Annotated in this window: 20 protein-coding genes; 14 read left to right on the top strand and 6 right to left on the bottom strand. The window is 66.0% G+C overall.

The genetic code is table 11. The features are described from left to right. Window positions 1–51 precede the first annotated feature (51 nt). The 12 genes from ACAM42_RS21065 (at window position 52) to ACAM42_RS21010 (ending at window position 16,292) form a co-directional block, all read left to right on the top strand. Window positions 52–3,219: a type VI secretion system Vgr family protein gene (locus tag ACAM42_RS21065; RefSeq protein WP_369629263.1), complete on the top strand. Its 3,168-nt coding sequence runs from the start codon at window positions 52–54 to the stop codon at window positions 3,217–3,219. 66 nt (window positions 3,220–3,285) lie between these two features. Further along, window positions 3,286–8,106: an RHS repeat-associated core domain-containing protein gene (locus ACAM42_RS21060; protein ID WP_369629262.1), complete on the top strand. Its 4,821-nt coding sequence runs from the start codon at window positions 3,286–3,288 to the stop codon at window positions 8,104–8,106. A 3-nt stretch (window positions 8,107–8,109) separates the two neighbouring features. Next, entirely contained in the window at window positions 8,110–8,643 is a 534-nt protein-coding gene (locus tag ACAM42_RS21055; protein WP_369629261.1) for an SMI1/KNR4 family protein, read from the top strand. A gap of 293 nt (window positions 8,644–8,936) precedes the next feature. Beyond that, a complete protein-coding gene (locus ACAM42_RS21050) occupies window positions 8,937–9,356 on the top strand; it encodes a VOC family protein (RefSeq protein WP_369629260.1) in 420 nt (139 codons plus the stop codon). Window positions 9,357–9,402: 46 nt separating this feature from the next. Then, window positions 9,403–9,648, top strand: coding sequence for a hypothetical protein (locus ACAM42_RS21045; RefSeq protein WP_369629259.1), 246 nt, complete (start codon window positions 9,403–9,405; stop codon window positions 9,646–9,648). 250 nt (window positions 9,649–9,898) lie between these two features. Further along, complete coding sequence (locus ACAM42_RS21040) at window positions 9,899–10,174, top strand: hypothetical protein (protein WP_159276292.1); 276 nt, start codon at window positions 9,899–9,901, stop codon at window positions 10,172–10,174. A 44-nt stretch (window positions 10,175–10,218) separates the two neighbouring features. Next, a complete protein-coding gene (locus ACAM42_RS21035) occupies window positions 10,219–10,713 on the top strand; it encodes a pentapeptide repeat-containing protein (RefSeq protein WP_369629258.1) in 495 nt (164 codons plus the stop codon). A gap of 63 nt (window positions 10,714–10,776) precedes the next feature. Further along, window positions 10,777–11,259, top strand: coding sequence for a hypothetical protein (locus ACAM42_RS21030; protein WP_095947080.1), 483 nt, complete (start codon window positions 10,777–10,779; stop codon window positions 11,257–11,259). A 164-nt stretch (window positions 11,260–11,423) separates the two neighbouring features. Then, entirely contained in the window at window positions 11,424–12,128 is a 705-nt protein-coding gene (locus tag ACAM42_RS21025) for a DUF3348 domain-containing protein (protein WP_369632792.1), read from the top strand. A 31-nt stretch (window positions 12,129–12,159) separates the two neighbouring features. Next, window positions 12,160–14,979: a DUF802 domain-containing protein gene (locus ACAM42_RS21020; protein ID WP_369629257.1), complete on the top strand. Its 2,820-nt coding sequence runs from the start codon at window positions 12,160–12,162 to the stop codon at window positions 14,977–14,979. A gap of 1 nt (window position 14,980) precedes the next feature. Further along, window positions 14,981–15,643, top strand: a complete 663-nt coding sequence (locus ACAM42_RS21015) for an OmpA family protein (protein WP_095745829.1) — start codon at window positions 14,981–14,983, stop codon at window positions 15,641–15,643. Further along, window positions 15,636–16,292, top strand: coding sequence for a DUF2894 domain-containing protein (locus ACAM42_RS21010; RefSeq protein ID WP_369629256.1), 657 nt, complete (start codon window positions 15,636–15,638; stop codon window positions 16,290–16,292). The genes ACAM42_RS21015 and ACAM42_RS21010 overlap by 8 nt, the downstream gene beginning before the upstream one ends. A 7-nt stretch (window positions 16,293–16,299) precedes the next feature. On the opposite strand, the gene ACAM42_RS21005 is transcribed toward ACAM42_RS21010, so the two are convergent. The 6 genes from ACAM42_RS21005 to alkB all read right to left on the bottom strand — a co-directional run bounded on the left by ACAM42_RS21005 (window position 16,300) and on the right by alkB (window position 21,846). Continuing rightward, window positions 16,300–16,695 carry a VOC family protein gene (locus tag ACAM42_RS21005; RefSeq protein WP_369629255.1) on the bottom strand — a complete coding sequence of 132 codons (396 nt, stop codon included), beginning with the start codon at window positions 16,693–16,695 and terminating at the stop codon, window positions 16,300–16,302. Between the two features lie 42 nt (window positions 16,696–16,737). Continuing rightward, a complete protein-coding gene (locus ACAM42_RS21000; RefSeq protein WP_095745826.1) occupies window positions 16,738–17,115 on the bottom strand; it encodes a YkvA family protein in 378 nt (125 codons plus the stop codon). 14 nt (window positions 17,116–17,129) lie between these two features. Next, window positions 17,130–17,465 carry a YnfA family protein gene (locus ACAM42_RS20995; protein WP_139706707.1) on the bottom strand — a complete coding sequence of 112 codons (336 nt, stop codon included), beginning with the start codon at window positions 17,463–17,465 and terminating at the stop codon, window positions 17,130–17,132. A 30-nt stretch (window positions 17,466–17,495) separates the two neighbouring features. After that, entirely contained in the window at window positions 17,496–19,178 is a 1,683-nt protein-coding gene (locus ACAM42_RS20990) for an alpha/beta fold hydrolase (RefSeq protein ID WP_369629254.1), read from the bottom strand. Between the two features lie 165 nt (window positions 19,179–19,343). Beyond that, the gene (locus tag ACAM42_RS20985; RefSeq protein WP_369629253.1) at window positions 19,344–21,173 is read right to left on the bottom strand and encodes an ATP-binding cassette domain-containing protein; all 1,830 of its coding nucleotides are present in this window, start codon (window positions 21,171–21,173) and stop codon (window positions 19,344–19,346) included. 7 nt (window positions 21,174–21,180) lie between these two features. Beyond that, window positions 21,181–21,846: a DNA oxidative demethylase AlkB gene (gene alkB / locus ACAM42_RS20980; protein ID WP_369629252.1), complete on the bottom strand. Its 666-nt coding sequence runs from the start codon at window positions 21,844–21,846 to the stop codon at window positions 21,181–21,183. A gap of 192 nt (window positions 21,847–22,038) precedes the next feature. Between alkB and ACAM42_RS20975 the strand changes: the two genes are divergently transcribed. Next, window positions 22,039–22,707, top strand: coding sequence for an STN domain-containing protein (locus tag ACAM42_RS20975; protein ID WP_369629251.1), 669 nt, complete (start codon window positions 22,039–22,041; stop codon window positions 22,705–22,707). Between the two features lie 7 nt (window positions 22,708–22,714). Continuing rightward, entirely contained in the window at window positions 22,715–23,269 is a 555-nt protein-coding gene (locus tag ACAM42_RS20970) for an RNA polymerase sigma factor (RefSeq protein ID WP_369629250.1), read from the top strand. Window positions 23,270–23,314: the final 45 nt, after the last annotated feature.

Here is a 23,314-nt window from a genome sequence, read left to right as displayed (position 1 = left end):
TTTTCAGCTGACCATCGCGACGATGGTTGCATCTTCAGGGAGTAGAGCCACATGGCCGAAGGTATCCAGAGCGGAGGGGCATTTCTCGACCGCCAGCACGACCGGCTGCTGCGCCTGTCGTTTCCCCAGGGCGGCGAACCTGCGGGTGCGCGGCTGGTCGTCAACCGGTTGGAGGCCAGCGAAGGCGTGTCGCGCGACTTCGAATACACGGCCGAGCTGCTCTCCAGCAATGCCGACCTGGCGCTCAAGGACCTGCAAGGAAAGATGCTGTGCATCGATCTCGTGCGTGCGGATGGCAGCCTGCGTCACTTCACCGGCATCGTCTTCGCCTTCCGTCTCGTCAAGACCGACGGCAACCTTGCCTTCTACGAAGCCCGGCTTGGCCCGTGGTTGAGATACCTGCGCCTGCGCTCGAACAACCGCTTGTTCCACCGCCAGAACCTGCAAGAGCAGACCCAGGCCATCTTCAACGACTACGACACCCTGCCGCAATGGAAGTGGCAAGTCCGCAGCGAAGACCTCCCCATCACCATGGCCGCCCAAGGCGGAGGTGCCCAAGGCGAGAGCGACCACAACTACCTGCACCGGCGCTGGGAAGCCGCCGGCTACAGCTATTGGTACGAACATACGGCCCAAGGCCACACCCTCGTTCTCGCCGACGACACCACACTGGCCGAAGCCGTGGACGGGCCGACGCCCGACATCCGCTTCCAGCGCGAAGGTGGCGCACAGGAAGAAGATGCCATCCACCAGTGGAGTGCTGCACGCACCCTCGTGTCCGGGCACACGGCCGTCAGCGCCTTCGACTTCAAGAACCCGCGAGCCCAGCACGCCGATACCCCCAGCGGCAACCAGCAAGGCGACGTCCCTCAGCTGGAAGTGCACGAATACGGCGGCCACCGGCACTTCAAGACCAGCCGCGAAGGCGATGCGCTTGCCAAGCGGCGCGTCGAAGAGATCGAAGCAGTTGCGAAGCACTTCGATGCGCGCGGCAACAACCGGCAAGTACTGCCCGGGCGCTACTTTCGCCTCACCGATCACTTCGGGCGCACCCAGGGCACAGGCCCCGAGAGCGAATTCCTGATCCTGGAGATCGAGCACAGCGCGAGCAACAACTACCTGCAAGGAGCAGGCGAGCTCGCCCAATACAGCAACCGCTTCACCTGCAGCCGCCGCTTCGTTCCCTGGCGCCCCGGTCGAGGCTTCCACAGCGTGGAGCAGAGCGTCATGGCGCCACAGACGGCGACCGTGGTGGGGCCGTCTGCCGAGGGCAGCATCCACACCGACGAGTACGGCCGTATCCGGGTGCAATTTCACTGGGACCGCGAAGGCCAGAGCGACGAGCGCAGCTCCGCGTGGGTGCGTGTGATGAGCCCCTGGGCGGGTGGCGAGACCGGTGCCGTCTCCACGCCCCGCGTCGGCTCGGAAGTCATCGTGCAATGCCTGGACGGCAACCCCGACCACCCGATCGTCATGGGGGTGGTCTACAACGCGCAGCGCATGCCGCCGTGGAAGCTGCCCGAGCAAAAGGCCCTGACCGGACTCAGAAGCCGTGAACTCGCAGGCGCCAGCGGCAACGAGGCCGGCGGCAAGAGCAACCACCTGCTGCTGGACGACACCGAAGGCAAGATCCAGGCGCAGCTCAAGAGCGACCACGACAGCAGCTCCCTGAGCCTGGGGCACATCACGCGCATCGAAGACAACGCCGGACGCAAGGATGCCCGGGGCCAGGGCTTCGAGCTGCGCACGGACGGTCACGGTGCGATCCGGGCCCAGGACGGACTCCTGATCAGCACCGAGGCGCGCGCCAACGCCCAGGCCCACATCACCGACATGGGCGAGACGGTGCAGCGCCTGACCCAGGGACGGGAGCTGCACGAGGGCTTGAGCGAAGCGGCGCAGCAGGCCAAGGCGCACGAGGCCGGCGACCAGGACGAAGTGACCCAAAGCCTGAAGGCGCAGAACGATGCGATCAAGGGTTCGGGCGGCGGCAACAAGGCCGAGGGCGAGTTCCCCGAACTCAACGAGCCGCATGTGGTGCTGGCCAGCCCTTCGGGGATCGAGGCCACCACGGGTGGTTCGATTCATCTGGTGAGCACCGAGCACCATGCGATCACCAGCGGGGCGCACACCAGCATTGCAGCGGGCAAGAGCTTGCTGGTCAGTGCCAAGGACGCGGTGCGCATCGCAGCCTTCGAGAAAGGCATTCGCCTGGTGGCGGCAGCGGCGGACATCGACATCACGGCACTCAAGAGTTGCATCAATGTCATCGCCAAGCTCGACATCAAGATGGAGGCCAATCGCATCACCATCACTGCCAAGGAAGAGGTCCTGGTCAATGGCGGCACCAGCTACACGCGCTGGAACGCGAGCGGTATCGAGAGCGGCACCAATGGCATCTGGCGCGAGCATGCAGCCGTGCACAGCCTGGTCGGACCGAACAGCAAAGGGTCGCCCAAACTGCCGGAGCCGACCCAGCTGCCGAAAGGGCAACTGGATCTGCACAACCACTATATCAAGAGCGATGGCACGCCGCGACAGGCCGTGAAGCAGGGCGAGTACACCGTGGTGGATTCGGAAGGCGGCACCCACAGCGGCAACCTCGATGCCAAAGGTTTCGCGACGGTGTCGGGCTTGCCGATCGGCGGCGCCAAGATCACTTTCGGTCCGGATCCGCGCGATCCCTGGGACGAGGGCAGTTACTTCGGGCCACCGCACGAATGGCCACCCAAGCCGATGGACGAGAAATCGACGACGAGCCCTGCAGGCGATGCAGGGGCCTTGCCTGCAGCGAACCTGTTGTCGGCCAAGGGCGTTCTGGGCGGAGCCAAGGGCGCGTTGGGACAGATCGGCCAGGTGGCCGGAACGGCGCAGCAAGCCGTTGCGGCCGTCCAGGCCGTGCAGCAAGGCGGCGCGCAGGCGTTGCTGGGGCAAGCGGGGCAGATGGCCTCTGGCGCAGCGACCCAAGCCATTGGAAAGGCCGTCGGCGGTGCGCTCGGCCCGATGGGGGCGCCTGCAGCAGGCGTGGCCGGCAGCGTGGTGGCCGGTGGCATGAATGGCGGGCTGGCGGGCGCGGCTGCCGCGGCGCAGAGCAGCGTGAGCGGTGCGGCGGCGTCGCTCGTTCCCAAGCTGCCTGGCGCATTGCCCAGCCTGCCGTCCGCGGGCGGCGCGAACCCTGCGACAGCCATGACTGGCAGAACGCCCGGTTTCGCAGGTTGACGGCGACACAGGCCCGCCGGTTGCGCGGGCCTGAAGAGAACAAATCAGATCGAGGAAGCACAAAAAATGGCAACGCAGGGACCGCAGGAAACCAAGCCGCGCGAGAAGCAGACCGCGGTCGCGCCGCTCAACGCCATCGCACCGCAGGACATCGGTGCCGGCGCGGCGCGCTTCGACAAGTGGTTGCGCGACATCAGCAACGACTACGTCACGCTGGAACGCCTGAGCACCGTGGCGGGCAGCCTGCCTGTCATCGGCAACATCATGGCGTTGATCGACGTGATCATGGACATCGTCCTGATCAGCGGACGATTCATCAAGAAAGAGGCTGTTGATTTTCTTGCGTGGGTCAACCTGGGCATCAACCTGATCGGTGTCATTCCCGCACCGCCGAGCATGGCGGCTGCCCGCATGAGCCTGCGCCCGGCACTGCATCTCGTCAAACAGCAGCTCAAGCACAGCGCCTCGAACATTGGCGATGCGTTGATCTCCGTGCTGGTGATGCACCTCAACGACAAGATCGCGGGCGAGATCGAGAAGTTTGTCGACGGTGCAATGAGCAAGCTCTCGGGCATCCTGAACAATTGCGCGGACAAGGCCGATGGCGTCGTCGACGACCTCATCAGCGTGTTGCGCCGCTGCACCGGCGGCGAAGACCTGTTCAAGATCGCGGGCCCCAAGCCGGAGAGGAACACCTACAACCCGAAGAAGGAGAGCATGTGGAACCGCATGCTCGCCGCCGCGGACCGCTATGCCAAACAGGCGGCCAACTACGCCGTCAAGGTGGCGGCCGCACGCCTGCCGGACAAGGCCAAGGCGGTGGTCAACATCGTCATCAGCAGCCTGACCGACTTCAAGGGGGCGCTGCGAGCCAAGTTGACAGCGCTGGCCAGTGCCGAGACCGAGCGCTCGATCATGTGGCTGCTCAAGCGCCTGTTTGCCGCTGTGAAGAAATTCAAGGCCAAGCGTGCCGCTGTGGTGCCGCCTACCAGGGGTACCCAGGCGCAGGCCGCCAGGCCGGGTCACGAACTCGGCGCCGTGAACACCCAGGCTGGCGCCACCGGCAGCGGTAACTGCTGCAAGCAGGGGGCAGCCAAGGCCAAGACCCGCAATTCCATCAGCTTCGCCACAGGAAGCGAGAGCTTCACCCACACGGATTTCGTGCTGCCCGCCACGCTGCCCATCGAATGGAACCGCACCTACAGCAGTGACCTCGAGGCCTTTGACCAGGGCAGCTTCGGCGCGCGCTGGCTGATCCCGTACACGACGCGCATCGACGTTGTCGAATCCAAGGGCCGACGCGCACTGGTCTACCGTGCCGCCGACGGTCGCAGCCACGACATCCCCTGGCTGCCCGTGGGCCAAAGCCATCGCAACGCCATCGAGGAATTCAGTGCCACGCGTGTGAGCGACACACTGCTGGTGCTCGACTTCGGCAAACCGCTGCCCGCCGGCGAGCTGGCCGACTGGCGCGAGAGCTACGAACTCGTCGACACGGTCAGCAGCAAGGCCGCCACCCAAGGAAAGCAGCACTTCCGCCTGGTGGCTCAACATGCCAAGGACGGCGCCGCGATCGGCCTGCGCTACGACCATGCATTGCCTTCCGGCGAGCAGGTGCTGAGCGATGTCGTCAGCAAGCAGGGTGATGTCACGCTTGCACACGTCGGCATCCGGCCGCATGCGATCTCGGGGCGCATCGAATCCGTCTGGGAGCTGAAAGACGGGCAGGTCGTTCGTCAACTCGCCGCGTACACGCACGACGGAGCGGGCGACCTGGTCGCGGCGCAGGACGAGAACGGCGCCGCCTGGGCCTACCAGTACAGCCACCACCTCATCACCCGCTACACCGACCGCACGGGCCGCGGCATGAACCTGGCCTACGACGGCACCGGGGCGCAGGCCAAGGCGATTCGCGAATGGGCGGACGACGGCAGCTTCGACACTCGCCTGGAGTGGGATGAGAACATCCGCCTGACCTATGTGACCGATGCGTTGGGCCAGGAAACGTGGATCTACTACGACATCCTTGGCTACACCTACCGCGTCATCCACCCGGACGAAAACGAGGAATGGTTCTTCCGCGACGACGCCAAGAACATCACCCGCCATGTGCACGCCGACGGCACGACCGACGACTATGTCTACGACGACGCTGGCAACCTGCAAACCCACACGCAGGCCGATGGCAGCCAGGTCCACTTCGAGTACGACAAGCTGAGCCGCCTGACCGGCGTGCGCGATGCCGAAGGCGGCGCCTGGCGGCGCGACTACAACCCGCAGGGTCACCTCACCGAGGAAACCGACCCGCTCGGCCACAAGACCCAATACGCCTACGACAAGGCCGGGCGGCCGGTGCAGATCACTGACGCCAAGGGCGGTGTCAAGAAGCTCGCCTACACCCCGACGGGCGAACTCGCCAGCTACACCGACTGCTCGGGCAAGACGATCACCTGGACCTACGACCCTCAAGGCCGCCTTGCCCAAAGCACCGACGCCGCCGGCCAGGTCACCAGGTACCGCTACACCACGCTCGACGAGCAAGCGCTGACGGCAGCCCAGGCGGGTGCCAATCACCCGGGCCAGCTCGAAGAAGTGATCCACCCCGATCAGACCAGCGAGCGCCTGGCTCACGACGCCGAGGGCCGCCTGCTGACGCACACCGACGCCTTGGCGCGCAGCACCCATTACCGCTACGCCGATGCGGGACTCATCGCTGGGCGCACTGATGCTGCAGGCCACACGCTGAGCTACCAATGGGACAAACTGGGGCGCCTCACCCAGCTCGACAACGAGAACCGCAGCCACTACCGCTTCAAGTACGACCCCGTCGGTCGCCTGCTCGAAGAAACCGGCTTCGACGGCAAGGTGACCCAGTACCGCTACGAAGCAACCAGCGGCGTGCTCACCGAAGTGGCAGAAGCAGGGCTGGTCACCCGACTCGCCTTCGACCCCTTGGGTCGACTTGTCGAACGCGAGGCCGCAGCCCAAGCCGAAACCTTCGCCTACGACGGCAACGGCCGCCTCGTCGAAGCCCGGAACCAGGATGCCAAGCTCCAGTGGTTCTACGACCCCGCCGGCAACCTCACCCGTGAGCACCATGCCGATCTCGCCAGGGGGCACACCGCCATCTGGCAGCACCGCTACAACGAACTCAACCAGAGAGTCGGCAGCACCCGCCCCGACGGCCACACCCAGGAGTGGCTCACCTACGGCAGCGGCCATGTGCACGGCCTGCTGCTCGACGGCCAGGACATCCTGAGCCTGGAACGTGACGACCTCCACCGTGAAGTCGGCCGCCAGCAGCACAACGGCCTGGCCCAGACGCAAACCTACGACCCTGCCGGGCGGTTGCTCGAGCAGCAGATCACCCACACGAAACCGGCTCCCGGCACCACAGGCGCCGCCGCCATCGGCATCCGCCGCAGCTACCGCTACGACAAAGCCGGTCAACTCACCGGCATCGGCGACAGCCGGCGCGGGCGGCTGGACTACCGCTACGACCCGGTCGGGAGATTGCTCGAGGCCCAGAGCCAACTGGGCAAGGAAGTGTTCGCCTTCGACCCTGCTGGCAACATCGCCGACCCGGTACTGAAGGAGCCCGGCACGGCAGCACTCGCGCGCGAACAGGGCGTGGCCCCCGGCAAGTTGCTGGACAACCTGCTCAAAGAGTACGCAGGCACGAGCTACAAATACGATGCGCACGGCAACCTCATCCAGCGGACGAAGAACGGGCAGAAGACCCTCTTCAGCTGGGACGGCTTCAACCGCATGGTCAGCGCAAAGAGCGAGGAGGGCACCACGACCTTCCGCTACGACCCGATGGGCCGGCGCATTGCCAAGACAAGCGGATCGAGAGAGACCCTCTTCGGTTGGGACGGCGACAACCTCGCCTACGAAAGCGCAACGCCGCTGGACCCCAGGGCCCGAGAGCAGGCGCACACCGTGCACTACGTCCACGAGAAGGACAGCTTCGTGCCGCTGGCGCAGGTGCGAAGACAGGCGCCCCTTCATCTGAGCCCCACCACCGACGTGAAGGCGCTGATGCAGGCCAACGGCGGGGCCTACGACATCGAGCAGGACCCGCTATGGAACGGGCAGGGACTGCAGCAAGCCAGCGCCGAACCGTTCAGGCCCGAAGAAATCGCTTTCTACCAGTGCGACCACCTCGGCACGCCACAGGAATTGACCGACTCGGAAGGCCAGGTCTGCTGGAGCGCGAACTACAAGGCCTGGGGCGAGGCGAAGCAGGCGATCAGCAAGGCGGCAGGGGTCGCGGGGATCACGAATCCGATTCGGTTCCAAGGGCAGTATTTCGACGAGGAAACGGAGCTGCACTACAACCGGTATCGCTACTACGATCCGCACAGTGGGAGGTTTGTATCGAGTGATCCGATTGGATTTTTCGGGGATTCGAATTTTTACGCATATACGAAAAACCCAGTTGAATGGCTTGACCCGCTTGGATTAAAGCCGCGCCGACCGCAAACAGGAGCACCGACACACGCAGGAGCACACGTCCGTCCAGTGAACGGCAGAAGGCCGCTTAATTACTGTTTCGCGGGCAAAACCATGACCGGCTCCGATCTGCCGGCCAGTGTTCGTGGCAAGTATCCGCATGGCGTCCCGTTTAATATGTTGGGGTTTCCCGATTTTTCCAGATATGCGGTGAAAAAAGTGAATGTTGGAAGTTTCAATAACGACGATGCAGACTTCAGGGCTGCAAATGATGCAGCATTTGGTGCAAATAACGGATTTGGATCAAAAGCGCCGCCAGGCTACCGCTGGCATCATACGCAGTATGATGGGCGCCTCCAGCTTATTCCCGCCGATATTCATGACGCGGTTCGGCACACCGGAGGTGCCGCTGTTTGTGGTACCAGGAGATAATTCATGGTCAATTTTAAATCGCTGGGCCTCAGTGAGGCTGAACTTTCAAAGTTTGAAAAACTTGGAATTCCGTATAAAAAATCTCTTAAAAAAGAGCTTCTTGCCGCATCGAAAATAGGGCCGGCGAGCGAGGATGAAATAAATGAACTTGAAGCCGATTTTGGCCGTTTGCCAGAAGATTATCGAGAATTTTTGTCTACGGTTAACGGCGGGGTGCCAGATAGAAATGGATTTGTTTTGAATGGAAAAAAGATTTCACTGAGCGAATTTTTTGCTGTTGATGGTCCGAAAAATATCTCTCAAACCATTCGATCGAAGCTTGTTGGGTATGAAAATCGAATACCGTCAAATTCGATTCCTATTGGAGGAACCGTTGGCGGGGATTTGATTTTGATGTTTGTCGGAGGGCATGGTGGGTTCTCCGGAATATATCTTTGGAGACACGAAATCGAGGCGGAAAATGCAGGCAATGAATTTTATGGAAATGTCGAAAAATTGACGGAAGATTTTTCGTCCCTATTGGCCTCCTTGGTTTGAATTAAATGGGGTGAATCTGTTATCGATCCGAGGGGCGGGAACACGTGGTTCTGAGGGGATGCAAGCTGCGGTGGAAGCCTCTGCTGCGTCTATGTGCCTCAATTTCTTGCGCAACGAATTCAGGATGTTAGGAAGTATCGAAATTCCGTGACTCAAGCTTTTGGGCGCTTCGATGGAGAGGTGCGGAGTAGGGCCGGCGGCATGACATGCAGAGACAATCAGTGTGCGGCCGTGGCTGCTAGAGATAGCTCGAAAGAAAGCTCTCGCCCCAAAGCAAAAGGACGATACGGAAGATGACGAAACCATTCACTATTCATATTCCGATGCTCCGGGAAAAAGGAATGCTCGATAGGATGAATGATTTCTATGAAGGTATTCTGGGTTATGAACGAGATTTGGAATTGAATATCCTGCGAGTGCCGAATCATTCAAATTTGGCAATTTGCTTTAAGTATTCAAATTTTGCCAAAGGAGGGGGTGGAAGAAATAAAGAGTCGCTCTATGAATTTTTCGTCGAGAAGAGTTTTCCCAGTCTTTGCCGAAATTTGAAAGAAAAAGGGGTTGAGTTTGACATGCTTGCATGCACTCCTGGGTTCTATTTTGCGAGAATCATGGATCCTTCTGGAAATTTAATAGAAATAATCTCGGAGAGCTTCGAGGATAATCTGAATTTCGACATCTCGAGTTGGAGCATCCATCAGGATGTCGGCTGAAATTTCGCGTTGATGGCGAATTAACTTGCAAGCTAAGGCGCCTATGATGAAGGAATTCCATGCACTTACGATTGAGGAAGTTGAAGGATCAATTGATCGATTAAAAGCCGAGGGCCTTCTTCTTGAGGAGATGGTTTCTATTGCAGAGGCAGATGTGCTGCGTTGCCGATTTTTGGGGAGGCGTATTAATATTAAGATTGATCTTGCATATGGTGCGGAGATCGATCCGGTTGATTCGTTTTCTAGCAAGGAAATCGATGAAATTTCAAATCTAATCTTGGCGAAGTTGTGATTTGAATTTTTCAACAATCGCTAGGAAGGCCTCCGATTTTGCGCGACATTCGGTGTGAATAATCTTGGGGCTGTGTTGCTGATGGGAATTTCGTCGTCCTGTGTCGAAGGGGTGTTGAGAGATTTAAATGGCTAGAGTGTTGATCCATCTTCATGCAAGCGACATTCCGGGCAGCATTGAGTTCTATAGGAATTTCGGATTTTCCCTTGCGACTGATGATGTTGATGGATCTGGACTCAGAATCGCAAGAATGACTCACAGCTCCGCACCGTCTCTGGTCCTGAATTTTCGTGACAACAACTCTTTGTTGCGCGCCTACAAGGAGGTCGATGACGCGGACCTTCCCGTGGTGGCATTCGGTCTGATTTCTTCTTGGGATGAAGAGTTTTTCGGTTGGCAGGACTTGATATTCAAGAGCTTCAGTGATCTTGTTATAAGAAACGTTTCTCAGCCATACGGAGAGTGGATTTATTTGAAAGACCCTGCTGGAAATAACATCTTGTTTGCCAATTCTGATTTTTATTGAAATTCCAAATGTCTTGATGTGTTGCCATCAATGAGCCCAAGACCATGCCCTCCCAAGTGATCATCCAAAACCACAACCTCTGGCGCAAAGGCGCCGGAGGTGCCCCCGCAGGTCTTGCCGGCATGGCCGACAGCTATGCCTATGCCGGACTGGACCTGAACCTCGCCCAGTTCGCCACCACTGTCTTCACCGGCACCAGCTTTGCTGCGTGCACGTTCAAGCAGGCCGGCTGGACCGGATGCCAGTTCTCGGGCTGCACCTTCACCACGTGCGACTTCGAGGGCATTTCCATCTCTGGGTGCACGTTCTCCAACTGCACCTTCTCGCAGTCACAGTTCCAGCAAAGTCGGCTCAGTGCCTGTCAGTTCAACAACTGCCAGTGGAACGGCTTGAATTTCGATGGGGGGCACTGGTCCGATGTCGCGGTGCTGGGATGCACGGGCACCACGGTTCAGGCCGATGGCCTGCGCGGGGAACATGTGGACTTCACTGGCAGCTACTTCGAGCACTTGGAGATGCGCAACACGCAGATCAATTGAGTTCGCAAAGCGGCGCGATCTTTCGGAGCATCCATGCCAAGAGGCACCCCCAATCCCAATCCCATGTACGGAATCTACGGCTACGACGACTATTGGAGCGTCGATATTCGCCGTAACAAGGTGCGCATGGTCAAGGCGTTCTACTTCAACACCCACGGCGGTCGCGAGGGTGCCTTGGCGCATGCCCAGGCGCATCGAGATCAATTCGTGCGCGAACACTTGCCGGTGCTGAAGCGCGAGATCGCCCAGCGCGTGCGGCGCGACAACAAGAGTGGTGTGGCGGGGGTGTATTTTCGGGAGGAGCCGGGCGGGAAGAATCCGATGTGGATCGCGATGACCAGAGTCAGCCCGGAGAAATCGGTCAGCAAGGCTTTTTCGGTCGGACGGTATGGCCCTCGCGCGCGAGAACTGGCGATTGCCGAGCGGCAAAAGCAACTGGAGCAGATGACGGGGTATGCCTCGCGTCATCCGGCGGATGGGTCGACATCACCTTCGATCGCAAGGCCCCCGTCGAGCCTGACCGCGGCCAGCTCCAATCGCTCATAGACCGCCCAAAAAAGGGCAGAAGGAACGTGGCGGGAAGGCCCGGATTTCCTCGGCTCCTGTCACACCCCGTTTCACTTCTCCCGCGCTTCCTGTGCACCAGTTCACAGAGGGAAAGCCGCCAGTTGACCGGTGTAAACTGCCCGGTTTTCTCCCTCTCTCGCGGTATGGTGCAAGTGTCACGGCGCACAGGCTTCACCGGCTCGGCGCTCACTCGCTTGCTCGCTCAATTGAGCGACATCGACGTTCCCGAATCCAGGCAAGCCCTCGCGGATCGTTTGAGTCAGTGGTTCAGTTGGACCGACGCCATCTCCTTGTCTGCAGCTTTGGATTCCGATCTGGGCGTCGCCGTGTCCGGCGTCCGGGCGTCCGAGGGCGCCGAGGAGGCGCAGGAGTGCGCGCGCCTGAAGGCCGCGCTGGCCAAGGGCAATGCAGACGGCGGTGTGGCCTCGGTGCTGCCCGGCGCGAACGACGACTTCCCGCCGTACCGCCGCCGCTACTTCGCGCGGCAGCAGGCCATGGAAACAGCCATCGAACCGCTGCGCGCGCGCCTGCGGGCCCGGCTCGCCACCCGCTCGCCCGAGCTGGCCCGGCTGGCCGCGGTGGACGCCATCCTGGAGCAGGTGGTGGGCGCGCGAGAACGCAGCCTGCTGGCGAGCGTGCCCACGCTGCTGGAGAAACACTTCAAGCGCCTGCGCGAGGCCCATCAGGCCGCGCAGGACGCCACCCCCGACAACCCCCAGCCGCCAGCGACCGCCGCCGCCGGCTGGCTGGACGTGTTCGGCCGCGACATGCAAAGCGTGCTGCGGGCCGAGCTGGACATTCGCATGCAACCGGTCGAAGGCCTGCTCGAGGCCCTTCGCGATCGCTAGCCTGCCGCCCTACAAGAGACAACAAGCTTCCATGAACAGATTTTTCCATTACGCCGTCTTCCTCGTGGGCCTGGCCGTCGTGTGCTGGGTCGGTGCCAGCTATGTCGGCCACAACCCGCTGGCCCTGGTGATCACGGCGCTGATCGGCGCGTTCTACCTGATGGGCGCGCTGGAGCTGCACCGCTTCCACCAGGCCACCGGCACGCTGTCGCATGCGGTGAACGACCTGTCGGCGCCGCCGGCGAGCCTCGGCGACTGGCTCGCCGGCCTGCATCCTTCGCTGCGCAACGCGGTGCGCCTGCGCATCGAAGGCGAGCGCGTCGGCCTGCCGGGGCCGGCGCTCACGCCGTACCTCGCGGGCCTGCTGGTGCTGCTGGGCATGTTGGGCACCTTCCTGGGCATGGTGGTCACGCTCAACGGCACGGGGCTGGCGCTCGAAAGCGCGACCGACGTGCAGGCCATCCGCAACTCGCTGTCGGCACCCGTGCGCGGCCTGGGCCTGGCCTTCGGCACCTCGGTGGCGGGCGTGGCCGCATCGGCCATGCTGGGCCTGGCCTCGGCGCTGTGCCGGCGCGAACGCCTGCTGGCCGGGCAGTCGCTCGACACGCTCATCGCCACGTCGCTGCGCGGCCATTCGCTGGCGCACCGCCGCGAAGAGTCGTTCAAGCTGATGCAGCAACAGGCTCACGCGATGCCCGCGCTGGTCGACCAGCTGCAGGCCATGGTGGCCGCGATGGACCGCCAGAGCCAGTCGATCAACGAACGCCTCGTCGCCAGCCAGGACCAGTTCCACCAGAAGACCGAAGCCGCCTACACGGGGCTCGCCGCCTCGGTCGACCGCTCGCTCAAGGACAGCCTGGCCGACAGCGCCCGCATCGCCGGCGAAACCATCCAGCCCGTGGCGAAGGTGATGCCCGAACTGGTCGGCCAGCTGCAGACCATGATGGCCGCGATGGAGCGCCAGACCCAGACGCAGAACGACCGCCTCGTGGCCAGCCAGGACAGCTTCCACCAGAAGGCCGAAGCCGCCTACAGCGGCCTGGCCGCCTCGGTCGATCGCTCGCTCAAGGACAGCCTGGCCGACAGCGCCCGCATCGCCGGTGAAACCATCCAGCCCGTGGCGAAGGTCATGCCCGAGCTGGTCGGCCAACTGCAGACCATGATGGCCGCGCTGGAACGCCAGGGCCAGGCGCAGAACGAGCGCCTCGTCGCCAGCCAGGACAGCTTCCACCAGAAGGCCGAAGCCGCCTACAGCGGCTTGGCCGCCTCGGTCGATCGCTCGCTGAAGGACAGCCTCACCGACACTGCCCGCATCGCCGGCGCGACGATCCAGCCCGTGGTCGAGGCGGCCATGCTCGGCATCGCGCGCGAAGCGGCGTCGCTGCAGGGCGGCATGGCGCAGGCCGTCGAACGGCAGCTCGAAGGCCTCACGGGCCGCTTCGAGGCTTCGACCGCCGGCGTGGCCGACACCTGGAAGGCCGCGCTGGCCGAACACGAGCGCGCGAGCGGGGCGCTGTCGAGCGACCTGCGCGGCACGCTCGAACGCTTTGCCGAAACCTTCGAGCAGCGCTCGGCCGCGCTCGTCGACGGCGTGTCCGCCCGCCTCGAAAGCACCGTGGGCAGCGTGTCCGACACCTGGGGCAGCGCGCTCGCGCAGCACCAGCGCGTCAGCGAAAAACTGTCCGGTGATTCGCACCAGGCGCTCGCCGCCGCCGCCGCCACTTTCGAACAGCATTCGGTCGCGCTGCTGCGCACCGTGGGCGAAGCACACACCAGCCTGCAGACCGAACTCGCCGCTCGCGATGCGCAGCGCCTGTCGGTCTGGAGCCAGTCGCTCGAAGCCATGGCTGCGTCGCTGCAGAAGGAATGGCAGCAGGCCGGCGCGCACACGCTGAGCCAGCAACAGCAACTGAGCGACACGCTGGCGCAGGCCGCGCGCGACGTGTCGGCGCAGGCCGAGGCGCATGCCAAGCAGACCGTCGCCGAAGTCGCGCAGCTGCTGCAGGCCGCATCGGACGCACCCCGCGCCGCTGCCTCGCTGCTCGACACCGTGCGCGAGGCGCATGCCAACCTGCAGACCGAGCTCGCCACGCGCGATGCGCAGCGCCTTGCGGCCTGGAGCGGCTCGCTCGAGATCATGGCCGCGTCGCTGCAGAAGGAATGGCAGCAGGCCGGCGCACACAGCCTGAGCCAGCAGCAGCAGATGAGCGAGACGCTGGCGCAGACCGTGCGCGACATGTCGGCGCAGGCCGAGGCCAACGCCAAGCAGACCGTCGCCGAAGTCGCGCAGCTGCTGCAGGTGGCGGCCGAAGCACCGAAGGCCGCGGCCGACGTGATCGCCGAGCTGCGCCAGAAGCTGTCCGACGGCATGGCGCGCGACAACGACATGCTCGAAGAGCGCAGCCGCATCCTCGGCACGCTCGAGACCTTGCTGGGCGCGGTGAACCATGCCTCCACCGAGCAGCGCAGCGCCATCGACGCGCTCGTCACGGCCTCGGCCGACATGATGGAACGCGTGGGCAGCCGCTTCACAGAGAAGGTTGAGAGCGAGACCGAGAAGATGGCCGGCATCGCCGCGCAGATCACCGGCGGCGCGGTCGAGGTGGCGAGCCTGGGCGAGGCCTTCGGCTTCGCCGTGCAACGCTTCGGCGAATCGAACGACAAGCTGGTGGCGCACCTGCAGCGCATCGAAGGCGCGCTGGGCAAGTCGCTGGCGCGCAGCGACGAGCAGCTGGCCTACTACGTGGCGCAGGCGCGCGAGGTGATCGACCTGAGCATCATGTCGCAAAAGCAGATCGTCGAAGACCTGCAGCAGTTCGCCAGCCGCCAGACCGCAGGCAGCGAGGCCTGAAATGGTGCGCGACGAGATCGACCTCGACGCCGGCCTGGAGCCAACCGTCCCCGTGTGGGCGGTGTTCGGCGACCTGATGGCGGGCATGCTGGGCGCGTTCGTGCTGATCCTGGTGTGCGTGCTCGGCATGCAGCTGGACCTGGCGAGCCGCCTTGAAACCGAGGTGCAGCAGCGCCGCGCCGAATCGCAGCGCCGCGAGGCGCTCGAACAGGCGCTGGCCGGTCCGCTTGCGGCGGGCCGCGTGACGCTCAACAACGGCCGCATCGGCATCAGCGGCAGCGTGCTGTTCGCCTTCAACTCCGCCGACCTGCAGCCCGGTGGCCGCCAACTGCTCAAGAGCCTGGCCGGCCCGCTGGGCGCCTACCTGAAGGCGCGCGACGAGATCCTGATGGTGAGCGGCTTCACCGACGACCGGCAGATGCGCGACGGCGCGCGCCTGTTCGCCGACAACTGGGAGCTGTCGGCCCAGCGCGCGCTCACCGTGACGCGCGCGCTGATCGAAGAGGGCGTGCCCTCGTCGTCGGTGTTCGCTGCCGCTTTCGGTGCCGAACAGGCCGTGGCCTCGAACAGCGACGCCGAAGGCCGCGCGAAGAACCGGCGCGTGGAGATGGCGCCGACGCCCCGGCCCAAGAACGCACCCGACGCTGCGAAGCCCCGTGAGTAACGACGCCGCACCGGACAATCAGGTCGACCCCGTCGCGGCGCTCGACGCCTGGCGCGCGCGCGGCGACGACCGCTTCGACCCGGTGCGCTTCCGCTTCATCGAGGCGATGGCGCAGCGCGCGGCGGCGCACGAGGGCGAGGCACGGCGCCTGCTCGATGCGCGGCTGGCCAGCCTCATGGCGACCTACCGCGCCGATCTGGAGAAGGTCGAACCCGAGGCCGAAGCGTCGGCTGAGGCACCGTTGCACACCGCGCTCGCCGAGCTGATGAACCACATCGCCCAGCTCGCACCGCTGCCACCCCCGCCCGATGCGGAGGCGACCGACGGTGACACCGTGCCCAGCCTGTCCACGGCGCCCGAGCTCAAGACGCTGAGCTACTTCCGCGGCACCTGGTCCAGGCTCGCCGCCGACCAGCGCGTGACGCAGTCGCTCGCCAAGGTGCCGAAGAACGCCGGCCCGCTCAACACGCACCACCTGGTGCAGCGCGCGCTCACGCTGATGCGCGACCTGTCGCCGCAGTACCTGCAGCGCTTCATGGCGCACGTCGATGCGCTGCTGTGGATCGAGCAGGTGAACGCCGCCGCCGAGGCCGCGCGCGTGGCGCGCACCGAGAGCCCGCGCAAGAGTTCGCGCAGCCGCGCCGGCTGAACGAGGTTCAGCCCGCCGCGTCGTGGCACACGACGCACAGCTTGTTGCCGTCCGGGTCGCGGAAGTACGCGCCGTAGTAGTCGGGGTGGTAGTGCGTGCGCAGCCCTGGCGGGCCCTCGCAGCTGCCGCCGTGCGCGAGCGCGATGCGGTGCACCGCATCGACCATCGCCCGCGTGCCGGCGGTGAACGCCGCCATCTGGCCGTTGCCCGCATCGTGCGGCCGGCCGTCGTGGGGCTGGCAGATCACGAAGAACGGCCGTGCGCGTCCCGCGCTGTGCCAGCCCGCCCAGGGCTTCTCCGGCTCGCAGAAGCGGCGCTCCAGGCCGAGGCCGTTCATCACCGCGTCGTAGAAGGCCAGCGCGCGGTCGAAATCGGAGACGCTGAAGAAGACATGAGAGAACATTTCGGCTCCTTGTGAAGCGGGGGAATTGCCGGCGTGAAATCGTCAGCGCGGCCAGAGCCACCAGGCCAGCCCGGCGGCTGCCAGCACCCAGATGCTGATGACCAGGGCCATGCCGGCCTTGCTCGTCGGCTTGCTGCCCGTGCGTGCCATCCATTCCTCGGCTCGCACGCGGCTGCGCGTGATGACCTCGGGCGGCAGCAGGCGCACCGCGAGCCAGATCAGGGCGGGCAGCAGCAGCACGTCGTCGAGGTAGCCGAGCACGGGAATGAAGTCGGGAATCAGGTCGATGGGGCTGAGCGCATAGGCCACGGTGAACCAGCACAGCGCCTTCGGCAGCCACGGCGTGGCCGGGTCGCGGCAGGCGAACCAGAGGGTGACGGCGTCGCGCTTGATGCGGCGCGCCCAGTCGCGCAGGTTCATCGCGGTCACTCGCCTCAAGCCGCGCTGCGCGGCCCGAACATGATGATGCCCATGCCGACGAAGCACACGGCCACGCCGACCCAGTCGCTGGTGGACGGCGTCACCTTGTCCACGGCCCAGAGCCACAGGATGGCCACGCCGATGTAGACCCCGCCGTAGGCCGCATACACGCGGCCGGCAGCCGTCGGGTGCAGCGAGAGCAGCCACGCGAAAAGCGCCAGGCTCAGCGCGGCGGGCAGCAGCAGCCAGGCCGACTGGCCCTGCTTGAGCCACAGGTAGGGCAGGTAGCAGCCGACGATTTCCGCGAGCGCGGTCGCGATGAAGAGGCCGAGGGTCTTGAGCAGGTCCATGGCCGCCATTGTGGCGGCCGACCGTTGATGTCAGGGCTGTCGTCCGGGCCCGGTGCCCGGGCGCGACGACGGCTCCCACACGTCGGGCGTGGTGGCGACCAGCGACTTGAAGTCTTTCCAAGGCCGCGCGCCCGGCACCGTGCGCCCGCCGACGATCACCACCTTCGCGTAGGCCACCATGCGCTCGCGCAGGTAGCGGCGCTCGGACTCGGGCCAGGTCTCGATGGCGTGCGGTCCGCGCGACAGCACGATCTCCTTCACGCCGCGGATGCGGTTGTAGGCGGCCACGGTGCCTTCGAGCGATTCGGCGCGGTCCCACAGGCCCTTGCCGAAGAAGGCGGCGGGCCAGCGGTCCATGCCCGCGAGCGTGGCGGAGTTCGGATAGAAAAGGATGTGGTGGTCCGCCGCCATGCCGCCCAGAAACAGGTTGCGGTCGGCCAGGTCGGGCGCGTCGGGCAGGTAGCCCGCGCCGCTGGCGAACGACGACAGCAGGATCGCCCCGCGGATGTTGCGCCAGCCGCGCGCCGGCGTGCAGTTGGGCACGGGCATGTCGAAGCTGCAGGCGGCCACGTAGTTGCGCGTCATGGCCCAGGCGGTCGACATCGAGCCGCGCGAGTAGCCGCCCAGCACCAGCGGAATCTCGCTGGCCTTCTGGCCGGCCAGCAGCCGGCCGCGCGCGGCGTTGCCTTCGAGCAATTGGCCCGCCGGCGTGAGCACCCGCAGGCCCTGGCCGTGCTCGAGCTGCGCGAGCACGCGGAACACGTCCTCGCCTTGCTCCAGCGTGTTGGTGTCGCTCACGCCGCCCGACAGGCCTTCGCCGCGCCGGTCGTAGGCCAGCACGTCGAAGCCGGCCTGGTTCAGCGCGTGCAGGTTCTCGCGCCACCAACGCTGGCCCATGGCCTCGGTGGTGCCGTTGGGGAAAGACACCGGCACGGCCTTGCCGCTGGCGCCCTCGATGCGGTAGGCCACCTCGTCCGGGTGCTGGAGGGCCGTGAGCTGCCCGCCGCCGCCCGCCGCCATGACGGCGAGGGCGCGCACCTTGCGGCCACGCCCGTCGTCCACGCCCGCGCCTTCGAGGTACCAGCCGCGCAGCTTGATCGGGTCGGCGAGCTTCAGGTCGAGCCGCTCGAAGGTGTCGCGCGGCACGGTGAACTCGACGATGTGGGTGCGCGCGTCGGCCTCGGCAATGCCTTCGCGGTAGGGCGCCTTGGCGAAGAAGGCGGGGCGGCGGATCTGCTTCAGATCGACCGTCGGGCTGTCGGCATCGATGCGCCCGGCCGGATCGACCGCGCCCGTCACGCGCGTGGCGCGCGCCTTGTTGGGCGGCAGCCAGCGCTGCATCTGCGCGTTCACGCGCTCGAAGCAGACCGGTTCGGCCTTGCAGGTGCGCCAGCGCGCCTTGAGCTGGTCGTCGGTGAACGCGCCGACGTGGTAGTCGCCGCCCGCGTAATTGGTGGGCACGGGGTAGGCGCTCATGAGCACGGGCACGCACACGCGCGGGCCGCCGGCGTTCACCGCGGTGCCGGCCTGCGGCAGCAGGTAGCCGCCCACCCGCGCGTTGCGGTCGGCGCCGACCCAGGCCATGCAGTCGGTGGGCGGCGGCTTGCTGGCGGCGGCCTGGCGCTGTTCGGCGGTGGTGCCGGTGGTGCAGGCGGACAGGCCCAGCAGGGCACCGAGCAGGGCGAGCGGAAGGGTGGCGCGGGAAGAACGCATGGGGCGGGAAACGCTCGCGGAATGAAGAACCATGTGATTGGAACGCAGCCGGCGCGCAAAAAGGGACCGCGCAGGGCCAAGCGTGAACAAATGGATGTCGATACTGTTGCAGAAGGCATGCCAGCGCGGCGGGTGTGAACGCCGCGTTCTGGCGCAGGAGGGTTCCTACTGCTTGTTGCCGGACACTGCCTCCCGAAGCATCGGCTGGCGCGCCATCACCTCGTCGCGCGGGCCGTGGTCGCGCACATGGCCGGCTTCCATGAGGATCACCGTGTCGAAGCGTTCGAGCAGGCTCAGCCGGTGCACCGAGGCGATCACGCAGGCCTGCGGAAACGCCGCCGCAATGCGCCCCAGCACGCGCGCCTCGGTGGCGGCGTCGAGCGCGCTGGTCGGCTCGTCGAGCAGCAGCAGCGAACTGCCTTCGGCGGCGAGCACGCCGCGCGCCAGGCACAGCCGCTGGCGCTGGCCGCCCGACAGGTTGAAGCCGCGTTCCGAGATCGCGCTGTCGAGGTCGCCGCGCGTGGCCTGCAGCACCTCGTCGAAGGTGCTCGTGTGCAGCGCGGCGCGCAGGCGCTCATCGTCGCAGGGGCGACCGAAGGCCAGGTTCTCGCGCACGCTGGCCTCGAACAGCTCGGTCTCCTGCGGGATCAGCGTGGCGAGCTGGCGCAGCCGGGCCCAGTCGGTCCGCTCGCCGTCGAGCGAGAGCGTGCCGCCGTGCGGCGCATACAGGCCGGCCAGCACGCGCAGCAGCGTGCTCTTGCCGCCGCCGCTAGGCCCCACGAGCGCCACGCGTTGGCCCCGGCGCAGCGAGAGCGCCACGTCGTGCAGGCCGCTGCGTGCGGGCGCGGCCGGATCATCGGCGACGGTGACGGCGACGACGCCGCGCGGGGCGTAGCGCCATTGCAGCTGCGCGACCTGCAGCTGCGTCCACGGCGCCTGGGCGTCGATGCGTTCGTGCGCCGGCACTGCCTCGGGCGGGGCCTCGAGCGTGGGGCTCGTCGGCGCATGCCAGATCGGCTCGGCGCTGCTGTAGTCGGTGTGCATGCGCGCAAAGAAGCTGAAGTTGGCCGCCACCGAGGTGACCACGCCCGCCGCCTGCTGCGCGTACTGGTAGATCATGAACACCGCGCCCAGCATCACGGCCTGGCCCGGCGCGCGCGCCTGCCACACATAGATGACGACCAGGCCCCAGGTCAGCGCCAGCCCCATCAGGTCGACCGCGAACCACTTGCCTTCGTTGAGCACCACGGTGCGCTTCAGCGGCAGCGACACGGCCGCCATGCGACGGCGCAGCAACAGGCGCGACGCGCCCTGCAGCCGCAGGCCGATCACCGTGGAGGCGTTGCCCAGGAAGTCGAGCAGCGCGGCCACGTAGCGCCGGTCGGCGTCGTTCTCGGCGCGCGCGAGTTTCATGAGCGCGCGGTCGATGCGCACGATCACCACGCCGATCAGCACATAGCCCGCGAGCGCCGTCACGCCGCTGGTGCGCGACAGCAGCGCCAGCGCCACCAGCGGCCCGACGAAGTTGACGGCGTTGGTGAGCCAGATGAACTGGTTCTGCGCGAAGTCGGCGAGCGCGCGGCTGGCCTGGTGCACGCGGTGCTGCTGCTCGCCCGAGTGGTGGCTGTCGTGCCATGCGAGTGGCGCGGCGGCGATGCGCGCATAGAGCTGGTCGGCCAGCGTCTCGCGCACCTTCAGGCCCACGTTGCGCTCGAGGATGCGGCCCGGCCCGTGCAGCCCCCACGCGCCGACGTACACCCCCGCGAGCGTGGCGATCCAGCGGCCCGCCGCGGGCAGGTCGCCGCGCTGCAGCGCGTTGATGGCCTGGCCGGCGAGGTAGGGCAGCGTGAGGCGGATCAGTTGCGAGCTCGCGAGCAGCGCGGTGGCGGCCAGCAGCTGCGCACGCGCACCGGCCGCGAAGTGCCACAGCGCGGCGTAGAGCGCGCGGATGGCGCGGCCGGGGGATTCGGTGGTGGGGGTCGTCGAACTCGTCATGCGCGCATCAGCCTGCCTTGCGGAAGGTGAGGTTGATGCGCTGCGCGCCGAGCCGCGCCTGCAGCGGATGCGGTGCGTCCTTGAGCGGCAGCACGCCATGAAAGCGCAGCCGGTCCACGCCGCCCCACACCACCACGTCGCCGTGCACCAGCGGAATGCGGGTGGTCTTGTCGGCGCGCGCGAGCCCGCCGAACTGGAACACCGCCGGCATGCCCAGCGACACCGACACGATCGGCGCGCCGTGGTCGCGCTCGTCGCGGTCCTGGTGCAGCGAGAGCCGGCTGCCCGGCTGGTAGCGGTTGACCAGGCAGGCGTCGGGCGCAAAGCCGTCGAAGCCGGCCAGCGCCGCCGCGTCGCGCGCGAGCTGCGCAAAGACCTCGGGCATCGCGGGCCAGGGCACGCCGCTGTCCGGGTCGACCGCGCTGTAGCGGTAGCCGCGCCGGTCGCTGGTCCAGCCGAGCGCGCCGCAGTTGGTGAGCGCGACCGACATGGTGAAGCCGCCCGGCGTGACCAGGTGGCGGAACGGCGCGCGCGCCGCCACGCCGTCGATGGCGTCGATGGCGTCGAGCAGCGCCTCGGCGCGCGGCAATGCAAAGCCCGGCAGCACGAAGGCGGCCGGGCCGATCGGCTCGCGCGCGGCGCGTGGCGGGGCGTCGAAGAGGTCGAACGTCATGGGGGCATTGTCGCCAGCGACAGGGGCGCTTCGGACCGTGGTCGGTGGCTGCGATGCATTCAAGCTGTCACAAAGCGTCACTAGCATTCCGAGCACCAAAGCAGTACGCGGCACCAGCCCGGCGCCTGCGATTCCTCCTTCGTCACAGGACCCGGCATGTCTCGCGTTGCTCGGTCACGGTGGGTGTGTGTCTTGACCCTGATCCTCGGAATTCTGTCCCTCGCGGCCGTGTCGCATGCCGGCGAACCTGCGCCTTCGCCCGATGCGGTGGGGCGCATCGCTTTCGACCTGCCGGCCCAGCCGCTGGCCACCGCCGTGCAGGTCTATGCGCAGGCAACGGGGCAGTCCGTGTTCTTCGACGGGCAGCTCACCGCCGGCCTCGAATCCGCCGCGTTGCACGGCCTGTTCACCCCGCGCGAGGCGCTGCAGCGCCTGCTGGCCGGCACGCGGCTGGCCGCGCGCCACACCGACGCGCGCACCTTCACGCTGGTCGAGGCCGAGGCGGCGCCGCCCGTGGTTGCGACGGCGCCGGCCGCGCCCGCCGCCCCCGCCATGTCCCCGCGCGACGCGCGCGTGGTGCAGCAGGCGCTGGAGCGCACGCTGTGCCGCTGGCCGCATGCGCGCCCCGGCACCTACCGCGCGCTCGTGCAGCTGTGGGTGGGCCCAAGCGGCCATGTGCGGCGCACGCGGCTGCTCAGTTCCACCGGCCTGGCGCAGCGCGACGCCGCGCTCGAAGCCGCGATGAACACGCTGGTGCTCGACCGTCCGCCCGAAGGCGAGGCCGACCAGCCGCTCACGGTGCTGCTGCTGCCGCGCACCGGCGACCGCCCCGACGTCTGCGACGCAGCGGTTTCTCCCTGAGCACGCCGTGGAACAGGACACCCCCGGCTTCCTGCGCAGCCTGCTGACCAGCCGCTACATCGACTTCCGCAGTCGGCTCCGTCGCCGCCTGGGCTCGGAAGAGCAGGCCGACGACGTGCTGCACGAGACCTGGCTGCGCGTGCAGCGCATGAGCGACCCCGGCCCGGTGCAAAGCCCCATGGCCTACCTGCTGCGCATCGCGTCGAACGTGGCGGAAGACCGGCGCATCTCCCACGGGCGGCTGCTCGACTTCGTGGAGGTCGAGGAGCTGCTGCATTTCTCGGACGACAGCCACGACCCGGCCCGCGTCTCGGAGGCGCGCAGCGAGGTGCAGGCGCTGGAGCGCGCACTCGAAGAGCTGCCGCGCCGCCGCCGCGACATCTTCATCGCCTCGCGCGTGGACGAGACGCCGCATGCCGACCTGGCGCGGCGCTACGGCGTGTCGGTGCGCATCGTCGAGCGTGAAGTGAAGGCCGCGCTGGTGCATTGCGCCGGCCGATTGGGCCGCGATGTGATCCAAAGGTTCGGTCCCGGCGCGGGAAAACAGTCAGAGAAGGTGTGAACGAACCCGCCATGCCCGCTCATCCCGCCCAGACACGCCCCCTCC

Source organism: Variovorax sp. V35, assembly GCF_041154465.1.
In the GTDB taxonomy this organism is placed as follows: Bacteria; Pseudomonadota; Gammaproteobacteria; order Burkholderiales; family Burkholderiaceae_C; genus Variovorax; species Variovorax boronicumulans.
This window is presented reverse-complemented; position numbering and strand designations above follow the sequence as displayed.